The 26,200-nt window shown below is 33.6% G+C and carries 27 protein-coding genes; 24 read left to right on the top strand and 3 right to left on the bottom strand.

Going from position 1 to position 26,200, the window contains the following annotated elements:
• Positions 1–144 precede the first annotated feature (144 nt).
• The 5 genes from HNQ00_RS09965 (at position 145) to purD (ending at position 6,648) form a co-directional block, all read left to right on the top strand.
• Complete coding sequence (locus HNQ00_RS09965; protein WP_173838229.1) at positions 145–639, top strand: peptidase; 495 nt, start codon at positions 145–147, stop codon at positions 637–639.
• A gap of 38 nt (positions 640–677) precedes the next feature.
• The gene (locus HNQ00_RS09960) at positions 678–2,165 is read left to right on the top strand and encodes a GH3 family acyl-acid amido synthetase (RefSeq protein ID WP_173838227.1); all 1,488 of its coding nucleotides are present in this window, start codon (positions 678–680) and stop codon (positions 2,163–2,165) included.
• Between the two features lie 35 nt (positions 2,166–2,200).
• Entirely contained in the window at positions 2,201–3,880 is a 1,680-nt protein-coding gene (locus HNQ00_RS09955) for a DUF6909 family protein (protein ID WP_173838225.1), read from the top strand.
• Positions 3,881–4,229: 349 nt separating this feature from the next.
• Entirely contained in the window at positions 4,230–5,213 is a 984-nt protein-coding gene (locus HNQ00_RS09950; RefSeq protein ID WP_173838223.1) for a UDP-glucuronic acid decarboxylase family protein, read from the top strand.
• Positions 5,214–5,373: 160 nt separating this feature from the next.
• Positions 5,374–6,648, top strand: coding sequence for a phosphoribosylamine--glycine ligase (purD, locus tag HNQ00_RS09945; protein WP_173838221.1), 1,275 nt, complete (start codon positions 5,374–5,376; stop codon positions 6,646–6,648).
• A gap of 46 nt (positions 6,649–6,694) precedes the next feature.
• Here purD and HNQ00_RS09940 read toward each other — a convergent pair whose 3' ends face one another.
• Complete coding sequence (locus HNQ00_RS09940; protein WP_173838219.1) at positions 6,695–6,928, bottom strand: DUF6341 family protein; 234 nt, start codon at positions 6,926–6,928, stop codon at positions 6,695–6,697.
• Between the two features lie 133 nt (positions 6,929–7,061).
• On the opposite strand from HNQ00_RS09940, the gene HNQ00_RS09935 reads away from it, so the two are divergent.
• Positions 7,062–7,991 carry a DUF6427 family protein gene (locus tag HNQ00_RS09935; RefSeq protein WP_173838217.1) on the top strand — a complete coding sequence of 310 codons (930 nt, stop codon included), beginning with the start codon at positions 7,062–7,064 and terminating at the stop codon, positions 7,989–7,991.
• On the opposite strand, the gene upp is transcribed toward HNQ00_RS09935, so the two are convergent.
• Entirely contained in the window at positions 7,986–8,639 is a 654-nt protein-coding gene (gene upp / locus HNQ00_RS09930; RefSeq protein ID WP_173838215.1) for a uracil phosphoribosyltransferase, read from the bottom strand. The two genes, HNQ00_RS09935 and upp, sit on opposite strands and share 6 nt — an antisense overlap.
• Before the next feature lie 135 nt (positions 8,640–8,774).
• Here upp and HNQ00_RS09925 point away from each other — a divergent pair, with 135 nt between their 5' ends.
• Together HNQ00_RS09925 and HNQ00_RS09920 are read left to right on the top strand one after the other, a co-directional pair.
• Positions 8,775–9,380, top strand: coding sequence for a DUF4254 domain-containing protein (locus HNQ00_RS09925; RefSeq protein ID WP_173838213.1), 606 nt, complete (start codon positions 8,775–8,777; stop codon positions 9,378–9,380).
• Positions 9,381–9,454: 74 nt separating this feature from the next.
• The gene (locus tag HNQ00_RS09920; RefSeq protein ID WP_173838211.1) at positions 9,455–10,462 is read left to right on the top strand and encodes a glycosyltransferase family 9 protein; all 1,008 of its coding nucleotides are present in this window, start codon (positions 9,455–9,457) and stop codon (positions 10,460–10,462) included.
• Positions 10,463–10,552: 90 nt separating this feature from the next.
• Here the strand turns inward: HNQ00_RS09920 and HNQ00_RS09915 are convergent, their stop codons facing one another.
• The gene (locus HNQ00_RS09915) at positions 10,553–11,605 is read right to left on the bottom strand and encodes a ferredoxin--NADP reductase (RefSeq protein ID WP_173838210.1); all 1,053 of its coding nucleotides are present in this window, start codon (positions 11,603–11,605) and stop codon (positions 10,553–10,555) included.
• A 128-nt stretch (positions 11,606–11,733) separates the two neighbouring features.
• Here HNQ00_RS09915 and HNQ00_RS09910 point away from each other — a divergent pair, with 128 nt between their 5' ends.
• From HNQ00_RS09910 to atpG, 16 genes are all read left to right on the top strand, one after another.
• Positions 11,734–12,075: a PadR family transcriptional regulator gene (locus HNQ00_RS09910; RefSeq protein WP_173838208.1), complete on the top strand. Its 342-nt coding sequence runs from the start codon at positions 11,734–11,736 to the stop codon at positions 12,073–12,075.
• Positions 12,076–12,085: 10 nt separating this feature from the next.
• On the top strand, positions 12,086–12,754 hold the full coding sequence (locus tag HNQ00_RS09905; protein WP_173838206.1) for a hypothetical protein: 669 nt from the start codon (positions 12,086–12,088) through the stop codon (positions 12,752–12,754).
• Between the two features lie 10 nt (positions 12,755–12,764).
• Positions 12,765–13,448: a hypothetical protein gene (locus HNQ00_RS09900; protein WP_173838018.1), complete on the top strand. Its 684-nt coding sequence runs from the start codon at positions 12,765–12,767 to the stop codon at positions 13,446–13,448.
• Positions 13,439–14,107, top strand: coding sequence for a hypothetical protein (locus HNQ00_RS09895; protein WP_173838017.1), 669 nt, complete (start codon positions 13,439–13,441; stop codon positions 14,105–14,107). Before HNQ00_RS09900 ends, HNQ00_RS09895 begins: the two co-directional genes overlap by 10 nt.
• A gap of 2 nt (positions 14,108–14,109) precedes the next feature.
• The gene (locus tag HNQ00_RS09890) at positions 14,110–14,817 is read left to right on the top strand and encodes a hypothetical protein (protein ID WP_173838195.1); all 708 of its coding nucleotides are present in this window, start codon (positions 14,110–14,112) and stop codon (positions 14,815–14,817) included.
• A 49-nt stretch (positions 14,818–14,866) separates the two neighbouring features.
• The gene (locus HNQ00_RS09885) at positions 14,867–16,330 is read left to right on the top strand and encodes a DUF5687 family protein (RefSeq protein ID WP_173838193.1); all 1,464 of its coding nucleotides are present in this window, start codon (positions 14,867–14,869) and stop codon (positions 16,328–16,330) included.
• Between the two features lie 44 nt (positions 16,331–16,374).
• The gene (locus tag HNQ00_RS09880) at positions 16,375–17,070 is read left to right on the top strand and encodes an ABC transporter ATP-binding protein (RefSeq protein ID WP_173838191.1); all 696 of its coding nucleotides are present in this window, start codon (positions 16,375–16,377) and stop codon (positions 17,068–17,070) included.
• Positions 17,071–17,299: 229 nt separating this feature from the next.
• Positions 17,300–19,927: a type IX secretion system periplasmic lipoprotein PorW/SprE gene (gene porW / locus HNQ00_RS09875; RefSeq protein ID WP_173838189.1), complete on the top strand. Its 2,628-nt coding sequence runs from the start codon at positions 17,300–17,302 to the stop codon at positions 19,925–19,927.
• 2 nt (positions 19,928–19,929) lie between these two features.
• Positions 19,930–20,337 carry a bactofilin family protein gene (locus HNQ00_RS09870; protein ID WP_173838187.1) on the top strand — a complete coding sequence of 136 codons (408 nt, stop codon included), beginning with the start codon at positions 19,930–19,932 and terminating at the stop codon, positions 20,335–20,337.
• Entirely contained in the window at positions 20,306–20,530 is a 225-nt protein-coding gene (locus HNQ00_RS09865) for an AtpZ/AtpI family protein (protein ID WP_173838185.1), read from the top strand. Before HNQ00_RS09870 ends, HNQ00_RS09865 begins: the two co-directional genes overlap by 32 nt.
• Positions 20,531–21,047: 517 nt before the next feature.
• Positions 21,048–22,190 carry a F0F1 ATP synthase subunit A gene (atpB, locus tag HNQ00_RS09860; RefSeq protein WP_173838269.1) on the top strand — a complete coding sequence of 381 codons (1,143 nt, stop codon included), beginning with the start codon at positions 21,048–21,050 and terminating at the stop codon, positions 22,188–22,190.
• Positions 22,191–22,230: 40 nt separating this feature from the next.
• Positions 22,231–22,431, top strand: a complete 201-nt coding sequence (atpE, locus tag HNQ00_RS09855) for an ATP synthase F0 subunit C (protein WP_026708812.1) — start codon at positions 22,231–22,233, stop codon at positions 22,429–22,431.
• An 82-nt stretch (positions 22,432–22,513) separates the two neighbouring features.
• Complete coding sequence (locus HNQ00_RS09850; protein WP_173838183.1) at positions 22,514–23,005, top strand: F0F1 ATP synthase subunit B; 492 nt, start codon at positions 22,514–22,516, stop codon at positions 23,003–23,005.
• Between the two features lie 4 nt (positions 23,006–23,009).
• On the top strand, positions 23,010–23,543 hold the full coding sequence (gene atpH, locus HNQ00_RS09845) for an ATP synthase F1 subunit delta (RefSeq protein WP_173838181.1): 534 nt from the start codon (positions 23,010–23,012) through the stop codon (positions 23,541–23,543).
• Positions 23,544–23,582: 39 nt separating this feature from the next.
• On the top strand, positions 23,583–25,160 hold the full coding sequence (gene atpA / locus HNQ00_RS09840; RefSeq protein WP_173838179.1) for a F0F1 ATP synthase subunit alpha: 1,578 nt from the start codon (positions 23,583–23,585) through the stop codon (positions 25,158–25,160).
• Between the two features lie 74 nt (positions 25,161–25,234).
• A complete protein-coding gene (atpG, locus tag HNQ00_RS09835; protein WP_173838177.1) occupies positions 25,235–26,095 on the top strand; it encodes an ATP synthase F1 subunit gamma in 861 nt (286 codons plus the stop codon).
• Positions 26,096–26,200: the final 105 nt, after the last annotated feature.

Raw genomic sequence — 26,200 nt, 5'->3', positions numbered from 1 at the left:
TGCGCTCATTTTAAGACATTTATTTAATGATTACTAAGTTAAAGATATATTAAAAGATTGTTTAATTATGCATTCTAGCTCTTGATGGCGGCTGAAGTGTTATCGTGTACTTAAATTATTATATTTGTATGATAAAGATATGATATGGCTGGAAAGAGACTGAAAAGGAAAAAAATTCATAAAAAATTATTCACAAAAAACAGACTAGTTATTTTGAATGAAGACACTTTTGAAGAGATCTTCTCTTTAAAACTAAATTTGATGAACGTTTTTGTTGTGGCTTCCTTAGGTGCTATTTTATTGATTTCGATTACCACTTTTATCATTGCTTTTACACCACTTAGGGAATTTATTCCGGGTTATTCTTCTTCGAAATTAAAAAAAGACGCAACGGAATTGGCTTTAAAATCAGACTCCTTAACTGTGGCTTTAAAAAAGAACGAAGCGTACATCAATGCCATTCAAAAGGTTTTAAGTGGCCAACTCGAATATGCAAAGTTTAATAAAGATTCTATTTTGGCTACAGCCGAAGAAACACCACCTCAAGTAGATTTAAAAGCATCTGAAGAGGAAATGGAATTACGAAAAGAGGTGGAGCAAATCGAGAAGAAAAAGAATACTTCAAAAAAATCTAAATAAAAGTTTCGCACTTTATTTTTAAATGAACACCACAAAAAATGTCAATAAAATCAATTGCTGCAAAAGTATTTGCTAACAAAATAGTAAAACAAACCCAAGCGTGGGCAATGCATCCTGCAGAGAGTCAAAAGAAGGTGTTTTTATCGCTAATAGCTGATGCAAAAAAGACGGAATTTGGCGTAGACCATAATTTTGCGCAAATAAAGAACTTTCAAGATTTTGCTAAGCAAGTACCCATTAGAGATTATGAAGACCTAAAACCTTATGTTGAAAAAGTAGTTAAAGGTCAAGAGAATATTCTCTGGAAGGGGAAACCATTATACTTTGCTAAAACGTCTGGGACAACATCTGGTGCAAAATATATTCCGCTGACAAAGGAATCCATGCCTTATCATATTCAAGCAGCACGAAATGCTATTTTACATTACATACATGAAACTGGCAATGCTGATTTTGTAGATGGTAAAATGATTTTTCTACAGGGGAGTCCAATATTAGAAGCAAAAAACGGCATACAATTTGGACGTTTGTCTGGAATCGTAGCGCATTTTGTTCCAAAATATCTACAAAAAAACCGTATGCCCTCGCTACAAACTAACTGTATCGAAGACTGGGAGAAAAAAGTGGATGCTATTGTAGCGGAAACTTTTCATGAGAATATGACGGTGATTTCAGGAATACCTTCTTGGGTGCAAATGTATTTTGAGCGCTTACAGCAAAAAGGGGGTAAAGCTGTGGGAGAAATTTTTAAAAACTTCAACCTCTTTATTTATGGCGGCGTAAATTTTGAACCCTACCGCGCTAAATTTGAAAATTTAATAGGTCGCAAAGTGGATAGTATCGAATTATTCCCAGCTTCTGAAGGATTTTTTGCCTATCAAGATAGCCAGAAAGAGAAAGGAATGTTGCTGCTTTTAGATGCAGGAATATTTTATGAGTTTGTAAAAAGCGACGAATTTTATAATGAAAACCCTAGACGTTACACGATTGCTGAGGTAGAATTAAAAACAAACTATGTTTTAATTATTTCTACAAATGCAGGATTATGGGGCTATAACATAGGGGATACGGTTCAATTTACAAGTTTGTATCCGCATCGAGTTATTGTTTCAGGAAGGATAAAACATTACATATCTGCTTTTGGAGAACACGTTATAGGAACCGAGGTAGAACGCGCTTTGCAAGAAGCAATGCAAGGAACTACGGTAAGAGTAAATGAATTTACGGTGGCTCCACAGATTAATCCTGAAACAGGTTTGCCTTTTCATGAGTGGTTCATTGAATTTGAAAATTTGCCTGAAGACGAACACGCTTTTGCAGAAGCGATAGACAACGCCATGAGAAAACAAAATATATATTATGATGATTTGATCGTGGGGAATATCTTGAAAAAACTTGTTGTAACTACAGTTGTAAAAAACGGATTTCAAGAGTATATGAAATCGATAGGCAAATTAGGTGGTCAAAATAAAATTCCTAGATTATCGAATGATAGAAATATTGTAGACCAATTAAAGACTAAATAAAAAAATTACCTTTGCAGGTTAGAAAATAAAAAGAAATGAAAGAGACTAAAAACATATCAAGATCTAGAGCACAAGAATCATCGGCTGCTATTGAAAAAATGTACATCACTATGCGCCATTTATTCAATAGAGGATTTTACAAACCAATGGGAATTTCTGGGGATACTTTGCGCGAAGCATTGCTAGCGTTACGCCCTGAAATTTATGGAAATATTGCAGAGGAAAAAGTAGAATTGAACGGACTTCTATACGTTATTGAGCGTTTGCCTATGGGTATTGAAGAGTGTCGTTTTATCAACTTAACTTCTGATGAAGGGTATTCTAGATCACACTTTAAAGCAATTGTTCCCCCTAAAAGAAGACGTAATTGCTACCGTATTGACGAAGAGCAAATGAACGTTGAAATCACACGTGGTCGATCAGATATTTATGATATTTTGACGCACTTAACGTTTATATTTATCGAATCGCACAAAATTAGAAATAGAGTATTGCTTGACGATGCTGGTGAAGTTTCTCGCGACTGGATGAAGCTAGAGCAAGCGGTATCACAAACAAAGAAATTATCACTTATTGAAAAAGAGAAAGCAATTTCTCATGCTGCTAACATTTTAGGTAGAACATTTGAGGAGGTGTTAAATATATATGACTCTTTCGGTTCAGATGCTGCGCCAGACCGTTTTTTACATGTAATTTACTGGTTAGGGAAGTTGGCTATTGAAGAAATCATAGGCAACAACAAGCGTACAATTACTTTTAGCCCTATATTAAGAGAGCGTTTAGGACACCATATTCACGGTGAAATTTGGGCTACAAATATTAAGGAAGTCTTGAAAGAAAATGGATTGTTAGAAAGACCTATTCACGTAATTAGTGCCAATATGCACTCTGTGATGAACTCTATTTTTGCTACAAATGTTTTAAAAACGCAGTTTAAAGACAAACCTGATTTCTTTATTTATGAAGAGTTGAGTAAGTCTGGAGCACATGATGTGCGTAACAAAGTAGAAGAGGTCGCTTTAAAGCAAGGAATGATTTCAGTGCCAGATAGTTCAGGAACAAATATTGACGTTCAAATTTTTGACACAGCAAAAATTAAGTGGGCAAGTTCGTCATTTCCTAATGCTAAATTAGATAACAAAGAGCCGGTTTTAATTGTAATGGATTATGCTTTTGGAGAGCAAGCTTATGAAACGATTGATGAATTGTTAAAACCATTCAAGAAAGATATTTTATTGAATGTAGAATCGGTTTCTATTATGGGTAAAGCAGGAATTCTTGAAGGAGGAAAAGGTGATATCATGATCCCTAATGCCCATATCAATGAAGGAACAGCAGATAATTATTTCTTTGAAAATGAATTATCAGCTGAAATGTTTGAAGGAAACGATATCGCAGTTTTTGCAGGAGCAATGGTCACTGTTCTAGGAACGTCATTGCAAAATAGAGATTTATTAAAATTCTTCCACGAATCAACTTGGGGAGTAATAGGTCTTGAAATGGAGGGATCTTACTACCAAAAAGCGATTCAATCTGCCTCAAAAATTAGAAAAAGTGTGCCGCACGATATTAAGGTGAGATATGCGTATTATGCCTCAGATAATCCACTTGAAACAGGAAGCACACTAGCTTCTGGAGGATTAGGTACTACAGGTGTAAAACCCACCTACTTGATTACAATAAAAATATTAGAGCAAATTTTTAACTCTAAATAAAATAAGGATATAGCTAAATATGCTATTGATCGAATACTAAAAGCCATTGAAATTAACTTATGCAAATAAGATGTTTCAGTGGCTTTTTTTTATAGTCTAGGGATAATCTTAATTAGGTTACTGTTGTAATTCATAGCTGCTGAGGTAGTGGTATTCGAAAATAAAAAAGCTTAGCGAGCTTAACAAGTAGTACATGTATTTTCTTTTTACTTTCGAAAAAAACGATTTTTAAGACTAGAAAATTGCCGTAATTTAGGAAGTTATAAATATGATGTGTGTTGCTCTTAAAGCGGTTTAAAATGCGTTAATCTTGAATGTTTTTTATACCTTGCAGCAGTAAAATATAGTTATGAAAAGGATACTTATCACTGGTGCTGCAGGTTTTTTAGGGTCACATTTATGTGATCGTTTTATCAAGGAAGGATATTACGTTATAGGAATGGATAATCTTATAACAGGAGATTTAAAAAATATCGAACACCTCTTTAAATTAGAGAATTTTGAATTTTATCACCATGATATTACCAAGTTTGTTCATATTCCTGGGCAGCTAGATTATATTTTACATTTTGCTTCTCCGGCAAGTCCCATTGATTATTTAAAAATTCCTATTCAAACATTGAAGGTGGGATCATTAGGGACACACAACCTACTGGGACTAGCTCGTGTAAAAAAAGCACGTATTTTAATAGCATCTACTTCTGAGGTTTATGGAGATCCATTAGTACATCCTCAAACCGAAGAATATTATGGAAATGTAAATACCATAGGACCAAGAGGAGTCTATGATGAGGCAAAGCGTTTTCAAGAATCAATAACTATGGCTTACCACACTTTTCACGGTGTAGAAACAAGAATTGTTAGAATTTTTAATACTTACGGACCTAGAATGCGATTGAATGATGGTCGTGTGATTCCAGCATTTATAGGTCAAGCTTTAAGAGGTGAAGACTTAACTATTTTTGGAGATGGAATGCAAACAAGATCATTTTGTTATGTAGACGATCAAGTCGAAGGGATTTTTAGATTGTTGTATTCTGATTATGTGTACCCAGTAAATATTGGGAATCCTGACGAAATCACCATTAAAGATTTTGCTGAAGAGATTATTAAATTAACAGGTACTAGCCAGAAGATTGTCTACCATGCCTTACCAGAAAACGACCCGTTACAACGCCAACCAGACATAAGTAAAGCTAAGGAATTACTAGGGTGGGAAGCTACTGTAAACCGTGAAGAAGGAATGAAATTAACGTATGATTATTTCAAGTCATTGTCAAAGGAGGAACTTTCTAGAGAAGAGCACAAAGATTTTACAGAATATATCAAATAAAATTAACTACAATACAGTTTGAATAACTACTAGAATAAGGCTTATAAAAGTATGACAATCACTTCACAACAAGCGATTGCTATTTTTTAACTTTTTAATATTTAATTATTATTTAAGTATAAAAGCAATTATTTTTGCCAAACAACTAAAAACACAACAAATGACAATTTTACTACTGGGTTCAGGCGGAAGAGAACATGCTTTTGCATGGAAAATGACTCAAAGTCCGCTTTGCGATCAACTATTTGTAGTTCCGGGAAATGCTGGAACTGCTGCCATTGCAACAAACATCAACATTAGTCCAACAGATTTTGAGGCTGTAAAAGCATTAGTACTTAAAGAGAAAATAGGGATGGTGGTTGTAGGACCTGAAGATCCATTAGTAAAAGGAATTTTTGATTTTTTCAAGAACGACGATCAGTTAAAAGATATTCCTGTAATTGGACCATCAAAAGTGGGTGCACAACTAGAGGGAAGTAAAGAATTTGCCAAGGAATTTTTAATGAGACATAAGATTCCCACTGCTGCTTACGACAGTTTTACAGCTGAAACGGTAGAAAAAGGATGTGATTTCTTAGCAACTTTAAAAGCACCTTATGTTTTAAAAGCAGATGGTTTAGCAGCTGGTAAAGGAGTATTGATTATTCATGATTTGGCTGAAGCCAAAGAAGAATTGAGAAACATGCTTGTGGGACAAAAATTTGGCGAGGCAAGTTCGAAGGTAGTAATCGAAGAATTCCTTGACGGAATCGAATTGAGCTGCTTTGTATTAACAGATGGTAAAAACTATAAAATTTTACCCACAGCAAAAGATTACAAACGCATAGGTGAAGGTGACACAGGGTTAAATACAGGCGGAATGGGAGCAGTTTCTCCAGTTCCTTATGTTGATGCTGTATTGATGGAAAAAATCGAAACACGCATCGTTAAACCTACAATTGAAGGTTTTCAAAAAGACGGAATTGAATACAAAGGATTTGTATTTATAGGGTTAATCAATGTGAACAACGAACCCATCGTTATTGAATACAACGTGCGTATGGGAGATCCAGAAACAGAAGTTGTAATTCCGAGATTAAAAAATGATTTGGTTGAATTATTTTTGGCTACAGCCAATGAGAAATTAGACGAAATAACTTTAGAAATAGATTCAAGAAGCGCTACAACTGTAATGTTAGTTTCTGGAGGATATCCTGAAAATTTTGAAAAAGGAAAAGTAATTTCAGGATTAGAGAACGTAACAGATTCTATTGTTTTTCATGCAGGAACAAAACTAGAAAACGGAGCTGTCTTGAGTAATGGAGGTAGAGTAATGGCAATTACATCTTATGGAGATGACTTTCAAGAGGCCATAAAAAAATCTTATCAAAACATAGCTAAACTAAGTTTTGATAAGATGAATTTTAGAAAAGATATCGGTAACGATCTTTTATAATAAAGTAAGTCTTCCTTAATCCTAAAGCAATTTAGGGTTAGGGAGATTATTTTTTAAAGAAAGAGTGTGCTGTTGTATCTTGTTCTTCTGTACCTGCTTGGTCAAAAATTCTTAATTGTCTGATCCAGTATACCATCGCAGCTGCACAAATAGCCATGAAAATCCAGTTAATTAAATTAGCACCAAACCAAGATTTAAGTTCTAAGGCACGAATAAAGTCAAGAGGAGCAAATAGAATGTTTACAAATAAGTATTGAATTCCTTCGAAAAATGCTTTCATATCGTTAAAATTATTTTGTTTTTTATTTAATCTGAAATATTAAAAACCCTTAAGAAAGAATCTTTATTAACTTGCTCGTTTCTTTATTTAAACAAGTATTATATTTACAATCACAAAAGTATAAAATATCCTTATGATTACAAGCATTTTTAAAAAATCTACACCGTTAAATTTATCATTGGTGCTATTTTTAATAGTGAGTTTCTTTTTTATCTATCAATTTCAAGATTTAACTTGGGCAAGTAATCTTGTTACCATAGGAAATAAGATGGGAGTTTTGCTGGTTTTATTAGGCTCGATTTTCTTTACAAATTTTATAGCAAACAAGAACGGAGTGAGTAAGGACACGGCTTACGTGATATTGTTCTTCTTTTTATTTGTGATATTTTTCCCTTCAATTTTTGATAAATTAGATCTTGTTGTTTCTAATTTTTTCATCATTCTTGCCCTTAGAAGATTAATATCTTTGCAGTCGTTAAGTGCTTCAAAAGAAAAGATATTTGATGCATCACTTTGGATTTTTATAGCCGCAGTGTTCCATTTCTGGAGTATTTTATACCTCGTTTTGGTTTTTATTTCGATTATGTTTCACGTTGCAAGAGATTATAAAAACTGGTTGCTACCATTTATAGCACTTTTTGGAGTGAGTATATTGTTTATTTCTGCCAGTATTGTCTTTCAGTTTGACGGTATTGACTACTTATATGAACACGTTCAAACCAGTTTTGCTATCAATTACTTTAAATCAAATTATGAAAATGCCGCATTGTCTATTTATGCAACGGTAATATTGTTTTTTATAGCGACAGTAATGGGTAGTTTGTCAAACAGACCATTAGTGCTACATACTACTTTTAAAAAAATATTAGCCTCTCTTATCATAGGGATCGTTGTATATTTAATTTCGGCAAATAAAAGTAATGATATATTATTATTTACTATTGCGCCGTTATCTATGTTAGCAGCAAGTCACATCGAAATGCCTCAAATAAAATTGAAGCAAGAGATGGTACTTATTGTTATTATTTTATGCAGTATGTTTACTTTTTTCTCTCAGCTATAATTTAGCTCCGTAGGCTAAATCTCCAGCATCTCCAAGTCCTGGAACTATGTACGATTGATCGTTTAATTTTTCATCAGTAGCGGCAATCCATAAGTGGCAGTTGTCTGGAAGGTTTTCCTCTAAAAAGGCAATTCCCTCAGGAGCAGCAATTACTACAGCAATGTGAATGTCTTTAGGTGTTCCTTTTTCAACTAATTTTTTATACACCGCAAGTATCGATTGTCCTGTGGCAAGCATAGGGTCAATGATCAACAAGTATTTGTTTGTAGTATCAGCGATGGCTTGGTATTCGACTAAAATTTCAAACTCCGCATCATTATTGGGATGGTGTCTATAAGCAGAAACAAAACCATTTTCAGCATTATCAAAGTAATTAAGAAAACCTAAATGCAGTTGTAAACCAGCTCTTAAAATCGAACAAAGAATAATCTGGTCCTTAATTTCTGTAGTATCTTTAGTACCTAGTGGCGTTTGTACAGCGACCTCTTGATAGTCTAACTGCTTGCTCATTTCATACGCCATTATCTCGCCTATTCTTTCAATATTTCGTCTAAAACGCATACTGTCTTTATGAACATTTACATCTCTAATTTGGGCTAGAAAATGATTAAGGACACTATTTTTTTCTGATAAATTGTGAATTTGCATGATGTATATTTTAGTAATGAAGGATTGCAAATAGGCTATAAAATTGTCAAATTTGCAAGCAGTATAGATTTGTGTTATGTAATTTTTTTATAAAAGTATAAAAAGTATCTTTGTAACTATTAAAATATAAAAATTATGTTTTCAAAACTAGCGTATTCCGTATTTGAAGAAAGTATCAAAGACTATCATCAATTTGATAATGTTGATCAACCTATAAACAATCCTTTCCCAAAAGATAAATTCGAACATTTATTATATTTGAAAAACTGGATCGACACTGTGCAATGGCACTTTGAAGACATTATTCGTGATCCTAATATTGATCCAGTGGCTGCATTAACTCTTAAAAGAAGAATAGACGCTTCAAATCAAGAACGTACAGACATGGTTGAGTATATTGATGGGTACTTTTTACAAAAATACAGCAGTACTGTAGTAAAAGAAAATGCTAAAATAAACTCAGAAAGTCCTGCATGGGCTTTTGATAGATTATCAATCTTAGCTCTTAAAATTTATCATATGAATGAGGAAGCTACTCGTGCAGAAGCAAGTCAAGATCATAGAGATAAATGTCAAGCTAAATTGAATATCTTATTAGAGCAAAGAACAGATTTGTCTAGTGCAATTGATGATTTATTGACAGATATTGAAAACGGAGACAAATTCATGAAAGTGTACAAACAAATGAAAATGTACAATGACGATGAGTTAAACCCTGTTTTATATCAAGCTAAGAAGTAATCAACACTGTTTGATTATTCTTTATTAATTTAAATACAGCACTATTGTCAGCTACAATTAAGCATATAGCCGTCATGAGACTATCCGCAATGGGAGATGTCGCCATGACGGTTCCTGTTTTACGCGCCTTTGTAAAACAATACCCGCACATTAAAATTACGGTGGTTTCTAGGCCGTTTTTCAAACCTTTTTTTGATACCATTCCTTCGGTTTCCTTTTTTGCTTTCGATGAAAAAGACAAGCATAAAGGTGTTTTTGGTTTGTTTCGAATGTATCAAGAATTGCGAGCATTAAAAGTAGATGCTTTTGCCGACTTACATAATGTTTTACGATCTAAAGTAGTGCGTAATCTTTTTGCTTTAAGCGGAAAAAAAGTAGCTGCTGTAGATAAAGGTAGAGCCGAAAAGAAAGCACTTACTAGAGCCGAAAATAAAATTTTCAAACCCTTAACGAGTATGTTTAATAGGCATCAATTTGTTTTTGAAAGTTTGGGTTTTCCGGTAGATTTGTCTCATCCTAGTTTTCCTGAAAAAGCGGTGCTTACTGAGAATATAATAAATACAGTAGGAGGTAAGAGTGCGGTTATTATAGGGGTTGCACCATTTGCACAGTACAGTTCTAAGGTTTATCCTTTGGATTTAATCCAAAATGTAATTAATCAATTAGCAGAAAATAGCAGTTATAAAATACTACTTTTTGGTGGTGGAAAGAAAGAGTCAGAAATATTAGATTCCCTTTTGCAACAGCATAAAAATGTGGTGAATATGGCCGGAAAAATAAAATTTACTGAAGAATTAGAGTTGATCAGTAACCTTGATGTCATGCTTTCTATGGACTCTGGTAACGCGCATATTGCCGCTATGCTAGGGGTGAAAGTAGTTTCGCTCTGGGGAGCAACCCATCCTTATGCTGGTTTTATGCCTTTTAATCAACCATTAGAAAACAGCTTAGTTCCTGATAGAGAAAAGTATCCTTTACTACCTACTTCTGTCTATGGGAATAAAGTCGTTGATGGCTATGAAGAGGTGATGCGAACAATTACTCCAACGATGGTTGTCGAGTTAATTAAATCAAATTTGTAGTCAAGTTTGTAGTCAAGTTTTAATAAAGTGTAAAAAAAAATCCAACCTTAATTTAAATAAAGGTTGGATTTTTTTATGAGTTATTAGTATTTAAACATCATCGTAATCTACTGTTAAAGTAGCAGATGTGGGATGCGCTTGACAAGTCAAGATTAAACCGCTTGCAATTTCTTTGTCTGTTAAGATCGAATTTTTAGTCATTTCAGCAGTTCCTTCAGTAACACGAGCAATACAGCTACTGCATATTCCGCCTTGGCAAGAATAAGGAGCATCGATACCTTGTTTTAAAGCAGCGTCAAGAATGGTTTGTTTTTGAGACATTTCAAATGATGTTTCTTCATCATCAACCATAACAGTGATTTTTGAATGTCCTTCAAGTGATTCTGATATAGTATTTTCTTGTGTCGACGAAGTAAAAAGCTCAAATTTAATCGCTGAATCTTTTACATTATTTTCTTTCAATACGCTTGATACTGTGTTGATCATAGCCTCAGGACCACATAAATAGAATTTGTCAAATGATAATTCTTTGTGTTTATTGTTCAATACAAAGTTCACCGTAGATTTCTCTATGCGTCCAAAAAGTGATTCGTCAACCTTAGCTTGACTGTATACATAATGCATGTATAAACGGCCCACAAATTGCTGGTGCAGCTCATGAAGATCATGGTGAAAAATCGTTTCTTCAGGAGATTTGTTTCCGTAAACCAGTACAAATGTGCTTTTTGGTTCACTAATTAAAACCGACTTAATAATAGATAGTACTGGAGTTATTCCGCTTCCAGAAACAAAAGCGGCATAATTTTTTTGGCGGTCAGCTTGTGGCTCAAAGATAAAGTTCCCTTCAGGAGTTCCCACTTCTAGCGTATCACCCGCTTTAAGCTTAGTATTTGCAAATTGTGAGAACGCACCATTTTTAACCGCTTTTATAGCAATACGTAATTCGCCACTTTCAGGTGAAGAGCATATAGAGTAGGCACGGCGAATTTCTTGACCGTCTAGCGTTAATTTAATAGTAACGTATTGTCCTGCTACAAAACTGTAGTTGGCTTTTAATTCTTGAGGAACATTAAAAAGTATTGAGACCGCAGTTGCAGTTTCTCGTTTTACTTCTTTTATAGTTAGTTTTAAAAATGAAGACATGAGATAATTTTTTTACAAATATACTAAAGAGATTAGGTTTCTTTAAATCAAAATATTGAAATTTTATATACATAGAACTATTATGTATAAGAATCTTATGTATATTTGTTATTCAAAATTAGATCGAAATGAAAAATTCACAATTATATAAGGGAAGTTTGAATACCATTATCATGAAGCTGCTGGAAGAAAATGGCAAAATGTATGGTTATGAAATCACCCAAAAAGTAAAAGCGATTACTGCTGGAGAACTCAATATTACCGAAGGAGCCTTATATCCCGCTTTACACAAACTAGAAGCGGAGGGAATTCTAGATGTAGAAATCGCTAAGGTTGATAATCGAATGCGCAAGTACTATAAACTCACCGAAGCAGGAACCAAGGAAACAGTAAACCGACTAGCTGAGCTAGAAGATTTTATTAAAAACATGCAGAGTTTAGTGAACCCAAAGCCGAGTTTAGAATTTTAATTTATAAAACATGCGATTAACTAGCGAACAAATAGAATACGTAGAAAATTATATCATTTCTAAAGATATCAAATGGTATGAATTACAAGTAGAACTTACAGATCATATGATTAATAGTATGGAGGAATTTTGGGCGGAAGACCCAGAACTTACTTTTCATCAGGTAAAATATTATGCAGAGGATAAGTTCGGTAGGAATGGTTTTAAAGCTATTGAAGAAGAACGTACACATATTCTAAGAAAAGAATATAGAAGAATGCAGTGGAAAATGATTGCTGATTATTTAAAGTTTCCAAAGATATTTGCAAGTGTACTAGCGCTAATCATTATTTATAAATCTTCGTTTTATTTTGAAAAGCCAGTGAAATTTATTGTTCTGCTTTATGGATTTTTCTTGGCTTTATTTGTTCCTGTTATTTACTCCTACTATAAAAATAGGAAAATCAACGGTAAGCGTTTTCTACAAATTGAAATTAGTAATCCCATGGCACTAGGATTTGGTTTTTTGAATTTAGGTTTAAATGGAGGAAATCTGTGTAAGGAATGGATTGAGCAATATAGCATTTTAAAGCTACTATATTGTGCAGTTTTGATTTTGGGAGTTTTGGCTCTAATTACAGGTAAAAAAATCTATGAAAAGTCCTTGTCCAATATCAGAAAACAATACCAATTAAATTAATTCCTCTATTTTGAAACTAACCAATCAACAAATCGATACCATCAACGAAATCCTAGTTTTAAACGGTCTCGTTTACGATGATATTAAATTAGAATTAGTAGATCATATTGCTTCAGAGATTGAACTTGCAATGGATGATAAAGAAGTACTTTTTGAAGAGGCTTTAAAAACGGCATTCTCAAATTGGCGAGGACAATTACAACCTAGTACTTCCATTTGGTTAGGCTCAAAAAATAGTGCTCCAAGAATTGTGATAGATAAATGGGAATCCATTCATAGAAAAGAGAACCGCAGTATTTTTAAGTACTCTTTCATTAGCTTTATAGTATTTTTTGGTATCATTAAACTATCTAATGATGCATCTTTAACTGAAAACCTAACTGGATTCTTAAGTCTATTGTATCTATCACTGTGGGTTTCAATTGTCGCATTACGAGGAATTTTAGGGAGAAATAAAAATGATACAATATTTAGTTCTATATTCAAAAAGCGAAGCAGAATGCCGTTAGTTGGTTTAATTTTAATAGCGTTAAGTTGGATACCAAATAAAACTCTAGGTATAAATTCTATTTTAGAAATTAGCTCATTGTACTGTATTTTCCTTTTATTAAGTTTTACCGTATCCACATTAAAATTGGCATACAAACATTTTCAATTCGAAAAAAAAGTATCTAAAGCCTTAATATGCAACTAACCAACCAACAAATCGATACCGTCAACGAAACCCTAGTTTTAAACGGTCTCGTTTACGATGATATTAAATTAGAATTAGTAGATCATATTGCTTCAGAGATTGAACTTGCAATGGATGATAAAGAAATACAGTTTGAAGAGGCTTTACAAACGGCATTCTCAAATTGGCGAGGAAAATTACAACCTAGTACATCTTTCTGGATCTGGTCAGAGTCTGTCCCGAAGATTATTATTTTGAAATCTTTAAAAATGGTAAAGCATATTCTTTTAATGTCTTTTGCTTTGGGGATTTTAACTGCAGGTGCGGTTACCTTTATTTTCAAGTTTAACCCACAACAAGAGATACTTTTAGCATTAAACAACATGCTTCAGGCAGTTAGTGCATTGGGGATTTCATTAATTATCTATTTAAGATTCAAATTGTGGCAATCTAAACATAAATCTACCTATAGCTTTTTATTCAATCGAAATGGTTTTATACAAGTAATCACTTTAATTATGCTGGCAACAGGTTTATTTAATTTTAGAGGATATAGCAATTTTAGTGATTTTCATTTTATGAGTGCTTTGTTACCAATTACGTGGTTGTTTATCTCAGGATTTTATTTAAACGTGGGTTTCCAACATTTGAGATTCGAAAAAAAATTATCTAAACTATAAATATGCAACTAACCGCACCCCAAATAGACCAACTGTACACTTTTACTCAGCAGCATTATGTGGAGTACTACGATTTACAAACCGAATTGGTAGATCATCTTGCAAATGCTATCGAAGTAAAAATGCAAGAGCAACCATCACGTACTTTTGATGAAAGCCTCCAAACCGAATTCAAGAAATTTGGCGTTTTCGGTTTTATGGAAATAGTAGAGGAAAGAAAAGCAGCGTTGCACAAAAAATACAATGGATTAGTATGGCAGCATTTTAAAGATTTTTTTAGTTTTCCAAAGGTATTGCTGACGGTACTTTTAATCCTTGCTGTATTCACTTTATTTAAAATTACCAACCATAAAGAAATTGTTCTATTTAGCATTTTTGTAGCATTAATTTGTTTTTCAATTTATAAAATGATTCAATCCAGACGCCAACAACAAAAAAGTAGGAAGCAAAGTAGTAAGAAATGGCTATTTGAAGAAATCATAAATCAATATGGCAATTTTTCTGCAACCGTTTTTGTGCCATTTAATGTGATTGCACAAGTGAATAATCATATTCAAAATGTTTTTACAAACGACTATTATATTTGGGGGCTGAGCATCATTGTGGTATTATCTTCATTTTTTGTATTTATCATTTTCAATATCATCCCATCAAAAACAGAAAAGTACTTAATAGCTACTTATCCCGAATATAAAATACTATCTGTGTAACGTTTTACACTTTTTACGTACTAATTTTATAAACCAAAAAACCAAACCAATGATTAACAAGTTTATTTACCTAGAGTGGAAAGCTTTTTCAAGATCAGCATCCTTTGCAACTAGTCTTGGACTCAAGATATTAATGGGCTTCGTAGCGCTTTATTTTATCCTGATTTTCTTAGCGCTAGGAGTAGGTTCATTCTACATTATGAAAAAGTCAAATTTAGACCCGCTTCTTACCATCAATAAATTCCTGATTTTTTATTTTGCCGTAGATTTAAGTTTTCGACTTTTGGCACAAAAAATCCCGGTGCTTAATATCAAACCCTTATTACTATTAAAAATTAGTAAACCTACTATAGTTCATTTTTCTTTGGGTAAAACCATGATTTCGTTTTTCAATATTATTCACTTTTTTCTATTCATACCTTTTACGGTTATCTTGTTAATAGAAGGATATGACGTGATCTCTGTATTGATGTGGTTTATGGCTATCTTTTCATTGATATACATTAACAACTTTATCAATATATTGCTGAGTAATAAGGACAATTTGCTTGGCGTGTTTATAGCAGTAGTAGCTGTATTTGCTGGACTACAGTATTATAATTATTTCAATATCACTGATTATTTAGCACCAGTCTTCAATGCTTTTTTTCATACAAGTTGGGCATTTGCAATTCCTGTAGTTGCACTTGTAGCGATTTACTATATTTCGTTTAAATTCTTGATGAGCAACCTTTATTTAGATGCTGGACTTTCATCTAAAACCGCTGTCGCAAGAACAGAGCAACTTACATGGTTAAATCAATTTGGGAATACAGGAACATTTCTTAAAAACGACATTAAATTAATAAAGAGAAATAAGCGCTCAAAAACAACTGTAGGATTAAGTGTTTTATTTTTATTCTACGGATTATTATTTTTCACGAATACAGAGATGTATGGTTCTGCCATGAAAATCTTTGGAGGCGTATTTGTTTCAGGAGGATTTTTAATTGCATTCGGGCAATATGTACCTGGTTGGGACAGCTCGTATTATCAGTTACTAATGACACAAAATGTATCTTATAAAGATTACTTAAAATCAAAGTGGTCGCTTATGGTTATTGCTACAATTGTCAGCACAATCTTGGCATCTTTCTACTTGTACTTTGGTTGGGAGACCTATTTAATTATAGTTGTAGGAGCCATTTATAATATTGGTATCAACTCGCAGTTAGTGTTGTTAGGTGGTGCGTTTAACAAAGCCCCTATAGATTTAAGCTCATCAAAAGGAGCTTTTGGAGATAAAAAAGCCTTTAACGTTAAGACCATGATTATATCTATTCCGCAATTAGGACTGCCTGTTTTTATTTATTGGTTAGCAATGAAATATGCTTCTGCAAACACAGGCCTTATCATCATTGCAGTCATAGGCGTATTAGGTTTATTATTAAAAAGTAAAGTATTTGTCTTAATCGAAAAAATTTACAAGAAAGAGAAATACGCAACTATTGCGGCCTACAAACAAACTAGCTAAAACCGACTTAAATAAACTTATCAACAACCGATTAATTTCTAACCATGATACACGCACAAAACCTTTCAAAAAAATACAATAGCACCACCGTTTTAAATATAGAAAATCTCGAAATCCCAAAAGGGCAAAGTCTAGGATTAGTAGGGAATAACGGAGCAGGAAAAACAACCTTCTTTAGTTTATTATTAGATTTAATTCAGCCTACAACAGGCCAAATTACTAATAAAGGCATTCAAGTAAATACTAGTGAAGCTTGGAAATCCTTCACTGCAGCTTTTATCGATGAGAGTTTCTTGATAGGCTATTTAACTCCTGAGGAATATTTTTATTTCATAGGCGATTTACGTGGGCAAAACAAAGCCGACATAGATGCTTTATTAGCTAAATACGAAGAGTTTTTTAACGGTGAGATTCTTAAAAACAAAAAGTACTTGCGTGATTTGTCTAAGGGAAACCAAAAGAAAGTGGGAATCATTGCCACTTTAATTGGGAATCCTGAGGTAGTGATTCTAGACGAACCTTTTGCAAATCTAGATCCTACAACAGTAAGTAGATTAAAGAAAATAATCAAAGAACTAGCGGATAATCCGGAGGTTACCATCTTAGTTTCTAGTCACGATTTACAACACACCGTTGAGGTTTGTTCTAGAATTGTAGCGTTAAACAAGGGCGAAGTGGTCAAAGACATACAAACATCTCCAGAAACATTACAAGAATTAGAGTCCTTTTTTGCAGTTTAAAATATAATTTATTTGGGCATGACCACGCATAAAAATGCGTGGTCGGGCTTTCATTCCCAATCTTTTTTATTTTAGAAAAATAAAATAAAAAAGGATTTCCATTACATCCCTCATGCGGCAGTAGTCAAATAACTACATATAATTTTCGCTTTCTCAAAAAGAAACGTATTTTTACCAGTTAGTATACTAAAAAGCTTTTAAAAAAGTTTAATGATAAAAACGTTTACCATTGAAAAACTCTAATTATCGATTTCTGTTTCCGTTAGGATTCCTGGTTTTTTTGGTAGCTTGTTCTACTAAAAAGAACACATTTTTAGCTAGAAGTTCACACGCTCTAGCCACCGAATACAATATTTTGTATAACGGTCAAATTGCATTAGATCAAGGGGTAAAGGATATAAAAGACAAGCTAACAGATAATTTCTGGATGCGATTGCCTGTTGAAAAAATGCAATACAATACTACGGATGATGCAGGGGTAAAAACCAATAACCCTAATTTTTCAATCGCTGAGGAAAAAGCAACTAAGGCAATTCAAAAACACTCTATGTTAATCAACGGTAGAGAACGCAACACACAAATTGATGAAGCTTACTTATTACTAGGTAAAGCGCGTTACTACGATCAACGGTTCATTCCTGCGCTAGATGCTTTTAACTTTATTCTCTACAAATACACTAATAGTAGCAATATTGACGAAGCAAAGATTTGGCGTGAAAAAACAAATATGCGCTTAGGTAACGATGCATTAGTGATTAACAACATGAGAATTTTGCTTGACAACAAGCAATTAAAGAAACAAGTTTTTGCAGATGCTAATGCGTTAATGGCAGAAGCTTTTTTAAACATCGAAGAAAAGGATAGTGCGGTAGCTAAATTAAAATTGGCTATAGAATTCACTAAAAAGAATGAAGACAAAGGACGCTATAATTTTATTTTAGGCCAACTTTATGAAGAGTTAGCTCAAAAAGACAATGCTCGCGAATGTTACAATAATGTAATTGATCTTAATCGAAAAATCGATAGAAAATACCTTGTACAAGCACATTTGCGTAAAGCAGAATTATTTGATTCAAAAAAAGGCGATACCACTGCCTTTGTTAAACATTTCAACAAACTGCTAGCAGATCGTGAAAACAGACCTTTCCTTGATCTTCTTAATTACCAAATGGGGGTTTTCTATGATCAACAAGGCAAGCAAATTCAAGCAACTAAATATTATAATCAATCTTTAAATAAAGCAAAAGATGACGATTACTTGATCGCATCTGATTATAGAAATTTAGGAAATCTATATTTTAAAGACGCTAAATACTTAACTGCTTCTAAATATTATGACAGTACCTTAGTACGTTTAAATCCTAAAACTAGGGAATTTTTACGCATTCAAAAAGTGCGTACTGATCTTGATGAAGTTATATTCTATGAAGATATTGCGGTAAGAAATGACAGTATTTTAAACGTAGTTTCAATGTCTCCTGAAGGAAGAGTAGCCTATTACCAAGGCCACATTGACAAAATCAAGAAGGCAGATGAGGCAAAACAAAAAGCCATAGAAGAGGCTAAAGAAAAGCAGAAAAATATTGATAGAAACAATAGTCTACCCGGTCTAGACCCTCTAGCACCGCCAACTGGTTTTGGCAATAAATTACAAACGTTACCTACATTAGGTGCAGAGACTAGTATTGCCTCATCAGGAAATGCTTTGTTTTATTTCTACAACCCTACAACTGTTTCTTACGGGAAGATTGTTTTTAAGAAAAACTGGGGCAATAGAACAGCAAACGGAAACTGGAGAATGTCAAACCAAAAAAACACAGACGATTTAATTACTACTCCCGTTACAGATTCTATTGATGGGCAAGATGCGGCATCTCAAGCAATTGTTATGAAGCCGGAGTACACTACAGATTTCTACATTAAAACGTTGCCTAAAACAGATACGGAAATCGCTAGCTTGTCTAAGGAACGCAATACAGCTTACTACCAGCTAGGAGTGATTTACAAGGAGAAATTAAAAGAATATGAATTGGCTGCAGCCAAATTAGAACAACTCCTTAAAAACAATCCAGAAGAGAAATTAATACTGCCTAGTCACTATAATTTATATAAGATTTACCAGATTATCGCTCCAGAGAAAGCGGTTGCCACAAAGCAATTTATTGTATCACAATATCCAGAGTCTCGCTATGCTCAGATAATTTCAAATCCTAATCAGGACAAAGACTTTAATCTAGGATCACCGGATGATGTTTATAATAAGCTATATGCTATTTATGAAAAGGGTGATTATGCGACGGTATTAAATAGCTTAGAAAATTTAATCACGCAGTATTCAGGTGAAGAGATTGTTTCTAAATTTGAGTTGCTTAAAGCGACCGCTATAGGTAAAGTTGCTGGTGTACAAGCATACAAAAAGAGCTTACAGTTTGTTGCCACAAATTATCCTAACAGCATCGAAGGTAAAAAGGCAACACTTATTCTAAATAAAGACCTTCCGGTTCTTGAGGCGATGGTATTTACAAAAGTACCTTCAAATAAATGGAACATATTATTTAAAGTAGGCACGCTTAGCGATCAGCAAACGGTAAAAACAGAGGCGGCAGTTAAAAAGTGGAAAGAAGCAATAGCGACTCCTAATTTGAGTTACTCATTCGATCATTATACTTTAACAGACAATTTCATTACCATACATGGTTTACGATCTGAGGCCGAAGCAACTGAAATTGCTAATTATTTAAAAAACACGAAAGAATTTTCTGTAGATGCACCCTACATTGCAATCAGTACAGATAATTATAAGGTAGTTCAAATCAATAAAAATTTGGAAGACTTTGTAGAATTTAAAAAACAATAAGAATGTTTAATAAAAAAAATACGGGATACCCAGAGGTCTTTGGAAAAACCAATAGAATCGTTGAGGGAACAAACATTACGGGCGATATCGATACTAAAACAGACTTTAGGATCGATGGCGAATTAACTGGTAATTTTGTTTCAACAGGACGTTTAGTATTAGGTCCATCAGGAGTTATTATTGGAGATGTTATATGCAATAATGCTGATATTGAGGGCAAACTAAAAGGGAAGGTTAAAGTAAACGAGCTACTTAATGTAAAAGCGAAAGCAAGCATTGAAGGCGAAGTAACGGTAGGTAAACTAGCTGTAGAACCAGGCGCAGATTTTAGTGCGAGCTGTACAATGAGCGATAGCTCAAGTAAATTAATGCTAAGCGATGGAAAAGAAACCAAACAAAAAAGTAAATAACAAGTGGATCGTATTAATGAATATTCCTTTTCAAATGGGAGTGATTATTTTTGCGTTCACTTACTTAGGAATGTGGTTAGACAAGCGCTATACTAACTCCTCATTATTTACAATTATACTATCATTACTGTCTGTTTTTATAGGACTCTATAACGTCATTAGGCAGGTTAAAAACTTAAATAAAGAAGACTAATGCAACCAATTTTAAATTTTGTTAAATACTTAATTCCCTTTTCGATAGTATTGTTTTTATTACAATACTTGATTGTTTCGAATGTTTTTGGCAATATCACCTTCTTTTATTCTATTTGGAGTATTTATACATTTCATATATTGATCACGATAGTTTCTTACGCATTTTTGTTATTTGTGCATAAATCTTTTCAAGATTTTACTGGCTTTGCTTATATGGGTTTTAGCTTATTAAAAATGTTGGCAGCGGTTGTTTTTTTGATTCCGTTACTAAGATCAGACGTGATTAGCAAGATAGGAGATGTGGCATTATTTTTTATTCCGTATTTTTTTTATTTGTTTTTTGAGACATTTTTTGCGATTCGTTTAATAAACAAGCGTTAAAGAGTATTTTTAGTCAATGAAACACGAGCAAAATCGACATCTTTTTTAAAAACTAATTGATATATTTTCAATTCTGAATAAATTATGTACATTTGCAAAAAATTTTGAAACGTAAATTAGACAACAATTTAATAATGGTATTTTCAAATAAACCTGTTCAGTTCTTATTAGTTGCTTTAGTAGCCAGTATTCCTTACTTCGGATTTGCAAATCCATCGGTTGACAGTATTCCTGTTGCTAATGAAGCAGTTGCAGAGCACGGGGCACATGCTGCACCCGAGAAAGAAAAATTCAATGCTACAAAATTAATCAATGATCACATTGGGGATTCTCATGAATTTCACATTGCTGATTGGGGCGGTCATCCTATTTCGTTTTACTTGCCTGTAATTTTATGGACAAACAATGGTTTAGAAGTTTTCTCTTCTGAAGCTTTTCACCATGATAACGAAGGAGAACACGTAATTGATGTCAATGGGCAAAAATTAGTTCGTTTTAAAGAAGTTATTTTTTACGCAGATAAATATGAAAATTTATCTGAAAGTGATAGAAAAAATGGTGCCTTTGCATTTGATGCAAGACCACTAGATTTTTCAATCACTAAGAATGTTTTTTCAATGTTCATGTCGGCACTTGTTATGTTCTTTCTATTTTTAGTAGTAGCGCGTTCCTACAAGAAAAACCAATTAGCACCAAAAGGGCTTGCTGGTTTCTTAGAGCCACTTGTAACATTTGTTAGAGATGATATTGCTAGACCAAACATTGGAGAGAAACAATATGCAAAGTACATGCCGTACCTTTTGACAATTTTCTTCTTTATCTGGATTAACAACCTTATAGGGTTAATTCCTTTCTTTCCTTTTAGTTCTAACTTAACTGGAAATATTTACTTTACTTTTGTAATGGCGTTGATTACTTTCATCATTACAACTTTAAGCGGAAACAAAGACTATTGGGGTCACATATTCAATACGCCAGGAGTACCAGTTTGGTTAGCGCCAATTATGATTCCTGTAGAATTGATAGGAATGCTTACAAAGCCATTTGCATTAATGATTCGTTTATTTGCTAACATTACAGCAGGTCACATTATCATTTTGAGTTTGGTTTCATTAATCTTCATTTTTGATACAGTTTGGATTTCTCCTGTTTCTGGAGCCTTTGTATTATTCATGAGTGTACTAGAATTGTTAGTAGCAGCGTTACAAGCATACGTGTTTACGTTGTTATCAGCATTATTCATTGGTCAAGCTGTAGCAGAGCATGATCATCATTAAAATGTGTTTTAATAATTATTAACTATATAAATTTACTATTATGGTATTAGCTGGAATTGGAGCTGGATTAGCAGTAATCGGAGCAGGACTTGGAATTGGAAAAATTGGTGGATCTGCAATGGATGCTATCGCTCGTCAACCAGAAGCTGCTGGAAAAATCCAAACTGCTATGATTATCGCTGCTGCACTTATTGAAGGTGTTGCACTTTTCGCAGTTGTTGTTGCGTTAATCGCACAGTAATTAAAATTTAAAATTTCCTGTAGCGGTTGGCTACAGGAAGTTTTTTTACAAAAAACAAAAACAATTTTTAAAACATAAGTTTATGCAATTAACTTCACCAGAGAGTTTAATATTTTGGACAACAATTATCTTTGTTGTTTTCTTTATTCTTTTAAGAAAATTTGCTTGGAAACCAATCTTAGGAGCTGTAAAAAGCCGTGAGGAGTCTATCAACAGTGCATTAGCATCTGCTGAGTCAGCTCGTCTTGAAATGCAAAATTTAACAGCTAGTAACGAACGTATCTTGCAAGAAGCTAGAATTGAGCGTGACGCTTTATTAAAAGAAGCACGTGAGATGAGAGATAAAATGATTGCTGATTCTAAAGCTGAAGCACAACTTCAAGGAGAACGTATGATCGAACAAGCTAAAGCAGCTATCGCATCAGAGAAAAATGCAGCTATGGCTGAATTAAAATCTCATGTTTCTACGTTATCATTAGATATCGCTGAAAAATTATTGAAAAACGAATTATCTAACAAAGAAGCTCAAACTAAATTAGTTGAGAACATGTTAGGTGACGTAAAATTAAACTAAAATTATGTCAGGAACTAGAGCAGCAATTCGTTATGCAAAAGCAATTTTAGAGATAGCACAATCAAAAAGTGTGGCTGAAGCAGTTAGTGAGGATATGAAAATGATCGCTTCTACTATCAAAGGAAATGCAGAATTAAGTAGTTTTATTGAAAATCCTACCTTAAAAGTAGAACAGAAACAAAACGCTTTATTAGAAGTTTTTGCAAGTGCTAATGGTGTGACTAAAAGTTTATTTCAATTGTTGTTTGAAAACAAAAGATTTGAAATTTTAGAAGCAATAGCATTAGAGTACAATGTTTTATTTGATATTATGAATGGTGTTGAAGTAGCTAAGGTTACTACAGCTATTCTTATGGATGCAGCTTTAGAGGCAAAAGTTTTAGCTAAGATTGCAACCTTATCAGATAAGAAGATTACAATTGAAAATATCGTAGATCCAGCAATTATTGGAGGATTTATTATAACAATAGGTGACAAGCAATACAATGCTTCTGTTGCTAACAGATTACAAGTATTAAAAAGAGAATTAAGTAACTAATTTTTATTACACATTTAAGTGTCTAAATTATAAATTAAGATGGCGGAAATCAAACCTGCTGAAATTTCAGCAATATTAAGAAAGCAAGTAGAAGGTTTTGAATCTGGTGCTACACTAGAGGAAGTAGGAACGGTACTTCAAGTTGGAGATGGTATTGCTCGTATTTACGGGCTTTCGAATGTGCAATATGGAGAATTAGTAGAATTTGACAATGGTCTTGAGGCTATTGTACTAAATCTTGAAGAAGACAATGTTGGTGTGGTACTTTTAGGACCATCAACAGGAATCAAAGAAGGATCTACTGCAAAAAGAACACAACGTATCGCTTCTCTTAAAGTAGGAGAACAAATGGTAGGACGTGTAGTAAACACACTTGGTTTTCCTATCGATGGAAAAGGACCAATTGGTGGAGAATTATACGAGATGCCATTAGAAAGAAAAGCTCCTGGAGTTATCTTCCGTCAGCCAGTTACTGAGCCATTACAAACAGGTGTAAAAGCAGTTGATGCTATGATCCCAGTAGGTAGAGGACAACGTGAGCTAGTTATTGGTGACCGTCAAACAGGTAAATCAACTGTTTGTATCGATACTATCTTAAATCAAAAAGAATTTTACGATGCAGGAAAACCTGTATTTTGTATATATGTTGCAATTGGGCAAAAAGCATCAACTGTAGCAGGAATCGCTAAAATGTTAGAAGAAAAAGGAGCAATGGCATATACCATTATCGTTGCTGCAAATGCTTCTGATCCAGCTCCTATGCAAGTATACGCTCCTTTTGCAGGTGCTGCAATTGGTGAGTACTTTAGAGATTCAGGTCGTCCAGCTTTAATTGTTTATGATGACTTATCTAAACAAGCTGTTGCTTACCGTGAGGTTTCTCTTTTATTAAGAAGACCACCGGGACGTGAGGCATATCCTGGAGATGTATTTTACTTACATAGTCGTTTATTAGAGCGTGCTTGTAAAGTAATTGCTGATGATGGAATTGCAAAAAACATGAACGATTTACCAGATTCATTAAAAGGTATCGTTAAAGGTGGTGGTTCATTGACTGCTTTACCTATTATCGAAACACAAGCTGGTGACGTTTCTGCATATATCCCAACAAACGTAATTTCGATTACAGATGGTCAAATTTTCCTTGATGGAGATTTGTTTAACTCTGGGGTTCGTCCAGCAATTAACGTAGGTATCTCGGTATCTCGTGTTGGAGGTAATGCTCAAATTAAATCAATGAAAAAAGTAGCAGGTACTTTGAAACTAGATCAAGCACAATTCCGTGAATTGGAAGCGTTTGCTAAATTTGGTTCTGACTTAGATGCAGTTACTTTAAATGTAATTGAAAAAGGTAGAAGAAACGTTGAGATCTTGAAACAAGGTTTAAATGATCCTTATACTGTTGAAGACCAAGTTGCAATTATCTACGCTGGTTCTAAAAACTTATTGAAAACTGTTCCCGTGAATAAAGTAAAAGAATTTGAGAAAGATTTCTTAGAATTCTTAAACGCTAAACATAGACCAACATTAGATGCTTTAAAAGCAGGTAAGTTAACAGATGAAATTACAGATGTGATTCAAACTGTAGCTAAAGAAGTTTCAGCAAAATATAACTAATATAAGTGATTAGTGATTAGTAACTAGTGAAGAGCTAATTACTAATCACTATTTACTAATTACCAAAAATTAAAATGGCAAATTTAAAGGAAATCCGTAATAGAATTACTTCCGTTTCATCTACGATGCAAATCACATCTGCGATGAAAATGGTTTCTGCTGCAAAGCTGAAAAAAGCACAAGATGCGATTACTGCAATGCGCCCTTATGCCGAAAAGTTAACGGAATTGCTACAGAATCTTTCTGCTACACTTGAAGGTGAAGTAGGGGGTGACTTTACTACACAACGCGAGATTAATAAAGTGTTGCTAGTAGTGGTTACTTCTAATAGAGGATTAGCTGGAGCTTTTAATACTAATGCAATTAAAGGTGCTAAAAGCCGCATGGAATTCTATGCTGGAAAACAAGTAGACATTTTTGCAATAGGAAAAAAAGGTAATGATGTACTTAGTAAAGGAAACACTGTTATTGCAAATGAAAGTGCAGTTTATGATGACTTAACTTTTGATAATGTTGCAGCAATTGCTGATACCTTAACTGAGAAATTTGTTGCTGGTGAATATGACAAAATAGAATTAATATACAATCAGTTTAAAAATGCTGCGACACAAATCGTTCAAACAGAACAATTTTTACCGTTAGCGCCAATTCAATCTGATGTTGTTGCTTCTACTGGAGATTATCTTTTCGAACCTTCAAAAGAGGAAATCGTTCTTACACTAATCCCTAAGTCATTGAAGATGCAATTGTATAAAGGTATTCGTGATTCATTTGCTTCTGAGCATGGAGCACGTATGACTGCTATGCACAAAGCAACTGATAATGCAACTGAGTTGAGAAATCAATTGAAATTAACTTACAACAAAGCGCGTCAAGCTGCCATTACAAATGAGATCTTAGAGATCGTAGGTGGTGCTGAAGCTTTAAAAGGATAAGAAACGTATTAGTTTCAATCCTAAAATTTATAATGCATTGTAATAATTGTACTAGAATAAATTTATAAGAATTAAAGAGTCTCATTTATTGAGACTCTTTTTTTT

The organism is Flavobacterium aeripolare, from assembly GCF_013294025.1.
GTDB lineage: Bacteria > Bacteroidota > Bacteroidia > Flavobacteriales > Flavobacteriaceae > Flavobacterium.
Note: the sequence above shows the minus strand (reverse complement) of the source record. Positions and strands in the feature narration are given on the sequence as shown.

Excerpts from the sequence above, each read along its gene's own strand:
- HNQ00_RS09960 (WP_173838227.1), top strand. The coding sequence starts at position 678 with ATGTCAATAAAATCAATTGCTGCAAAAGTATTTGCTAACAAAATAGTA.
- HNQ00_RS09915 (WP_173838210.1), bottom strand. The coding sequence starts at position 11,605 with ATGTCTTCATTTTTAAAACTAACTATAAAAGAAGTAAAACGAGAAACT.
- atpH (WP_173838181.1), top strand. The coding sequence starts at position 23,010 with ATGTCAGGAACTAGAGCAGCAATTCGTTATGCAAAAGCAATTTTAGAG.
- HNQ00_RS09885 (WP_173838193.1), top strand. The coding sequence starts at position 14,867 with ATGATTAACAAGTTTATTTACCTAGAGTGGAAAGCTTTTTCAAGATCA.
- HNQ00_RS09880 (WP_173838191.1), top strand. The coding sequence starts at position 16,375 with ATGATACACGCACAAAACCTTTCAAAAAAATACAATAGCACCACCGTT.
- HNQ00_RS09935 (WP_173838217.1), top strand. The coding sequence starts at position 7,062 with ATGATTACAAGCATTTTTAAAAAATCTACACCGTTAAATTTATCATTG.
- atpB (WP_173838269.1), top strand. The coding sequence starts at position 21,048 with ATGGTATTTTCAAATAAACCTGTTCAGTTCTTATTAGTTGCTTTAGTA.
- HNQ00_RS09870 (WP_173838187.1), top strand. The coding sequence starts at position 19,930 with ATGTTTAATAAAAAAAATACGGGATACCCAGAGGTCTTTGGAAAAACC.
- HNQ00_RS09895 (WP_173838017.1), top strand. The coding sequence starts at position 13,439 with ATGCAACTAACCAACCAACAAATCGATACCGTCAACGAAACCCTAGTT.
- atpG (WP_173838177.1), top strand. The coding sequence starts at position 25,235 with ATGGCAAATTTAAAGGAAATCCGTAATAGAATTACTTCCGTTTCATCT.
- purD (WP_173838221.1), top strand. The coding sequence starts at position 5,374 with ATGACAATTTTACTACTGGGTTCAGGCGGAAGAGAACATGCTTTTGCA.
- HNQ00_RS09905 (WP_173838206.1), top strand. The coding sequence starts at position 12,086 with ATGCGATTAACTAGCGAACAAATAGAATACGTAGAAAATTATATCATT.
- HNQ00_RS09925 (WP_173838213.1), top strand. The coding sequence starts at position 8,775 with ATGTTTTCAAAACTAGCGTATTCCGTATTTGAAGAAAGTATCAAAGAC.
- HNQ00_RS09865 (WP_173838185.1), top strand. The coding sequence starts at position 20,306 with ATGGAAAAGAAACCAAACAAAAAAGTAAATAACAAGTGGATCGTATTA.
- HNQ00_RS09920 (WP_173838211.1), top strand. The coding sequence starts at position 9,455 with ATGAGACTATCCGCAATGGGAGATGTCGCCATGACGGTTCCTGTTTTA.
- atpE (WP_026708812.1), top strand. The coding sequence starts at position 22,231 with ATGGTATTAGCTGGAATTGGAGCTGGATTAGCAGTAATCGGAGCAGGA.
- HNQ00_RS09940 (WP_173838219.1), bottom strand. The coding sequence starts at position 6,928 with ATGAAAGCATTTTTCGAAGGAATTCAATACTTATTTGTAAACATTCTA.
- HNQ00_RS09910 (WP_173838208.1), top strand. The coding sequence starts at position 11,734 with ATGAAAAATTCACAATTATATAAGGGAAGTTTGAATACCATTATCATG.
- upp (WP_173838215.1), bottom strand. The coding sequence starts at position 8,639 with ATGCAAATTCACAATTTATCAGAAAAAAATAGTGTCCTTAATCATTTT.
- HNQ00_RS09955 (WP_173838225.1), top strand. The coding sequence starts at position 2,201 with ATGAAAGAGACTAAAAACATATCAAGATCTAGAGCACAAGAATCATCG.
- atpA (WP_173838179.1), top strand. The coding sequence starts at position 23,583 with ATGGCGGAAATCAAACCTGCTGAAATTTCAGCAATATTAAGAAAGCAA.
- HNQ00_RS09965 (WP_173838229.1), top strand. The coding sequence starts at position 145 with ATGGCTGGAAAGAGACTGAAAAGGAAAAAAATTCATAAAAAATTATTC.
- HNQ00_RS09850 (WP_173838183.1), top strand. The coding sequence starts at position 22,514 with ATGCAATTAACTTCACCAGAGAGTTTAATATTTTGGACAACAATTATC.
- HNQ00_RS09890 (WP_173838195.1), top strand. The coding sequence starts at position 14,110 with ATGCAACTAACCGCACCCCAAATAGACCAACTGTACACTTTTACTCAG.
- HNQ00_RS09950 (WP_173838223.1), top strand. The coding sequence starts at position 4,230 with ATGAAAAGGATACTTATCACTGGTGCTGCAGGTTTTTTAGGGTCACAT.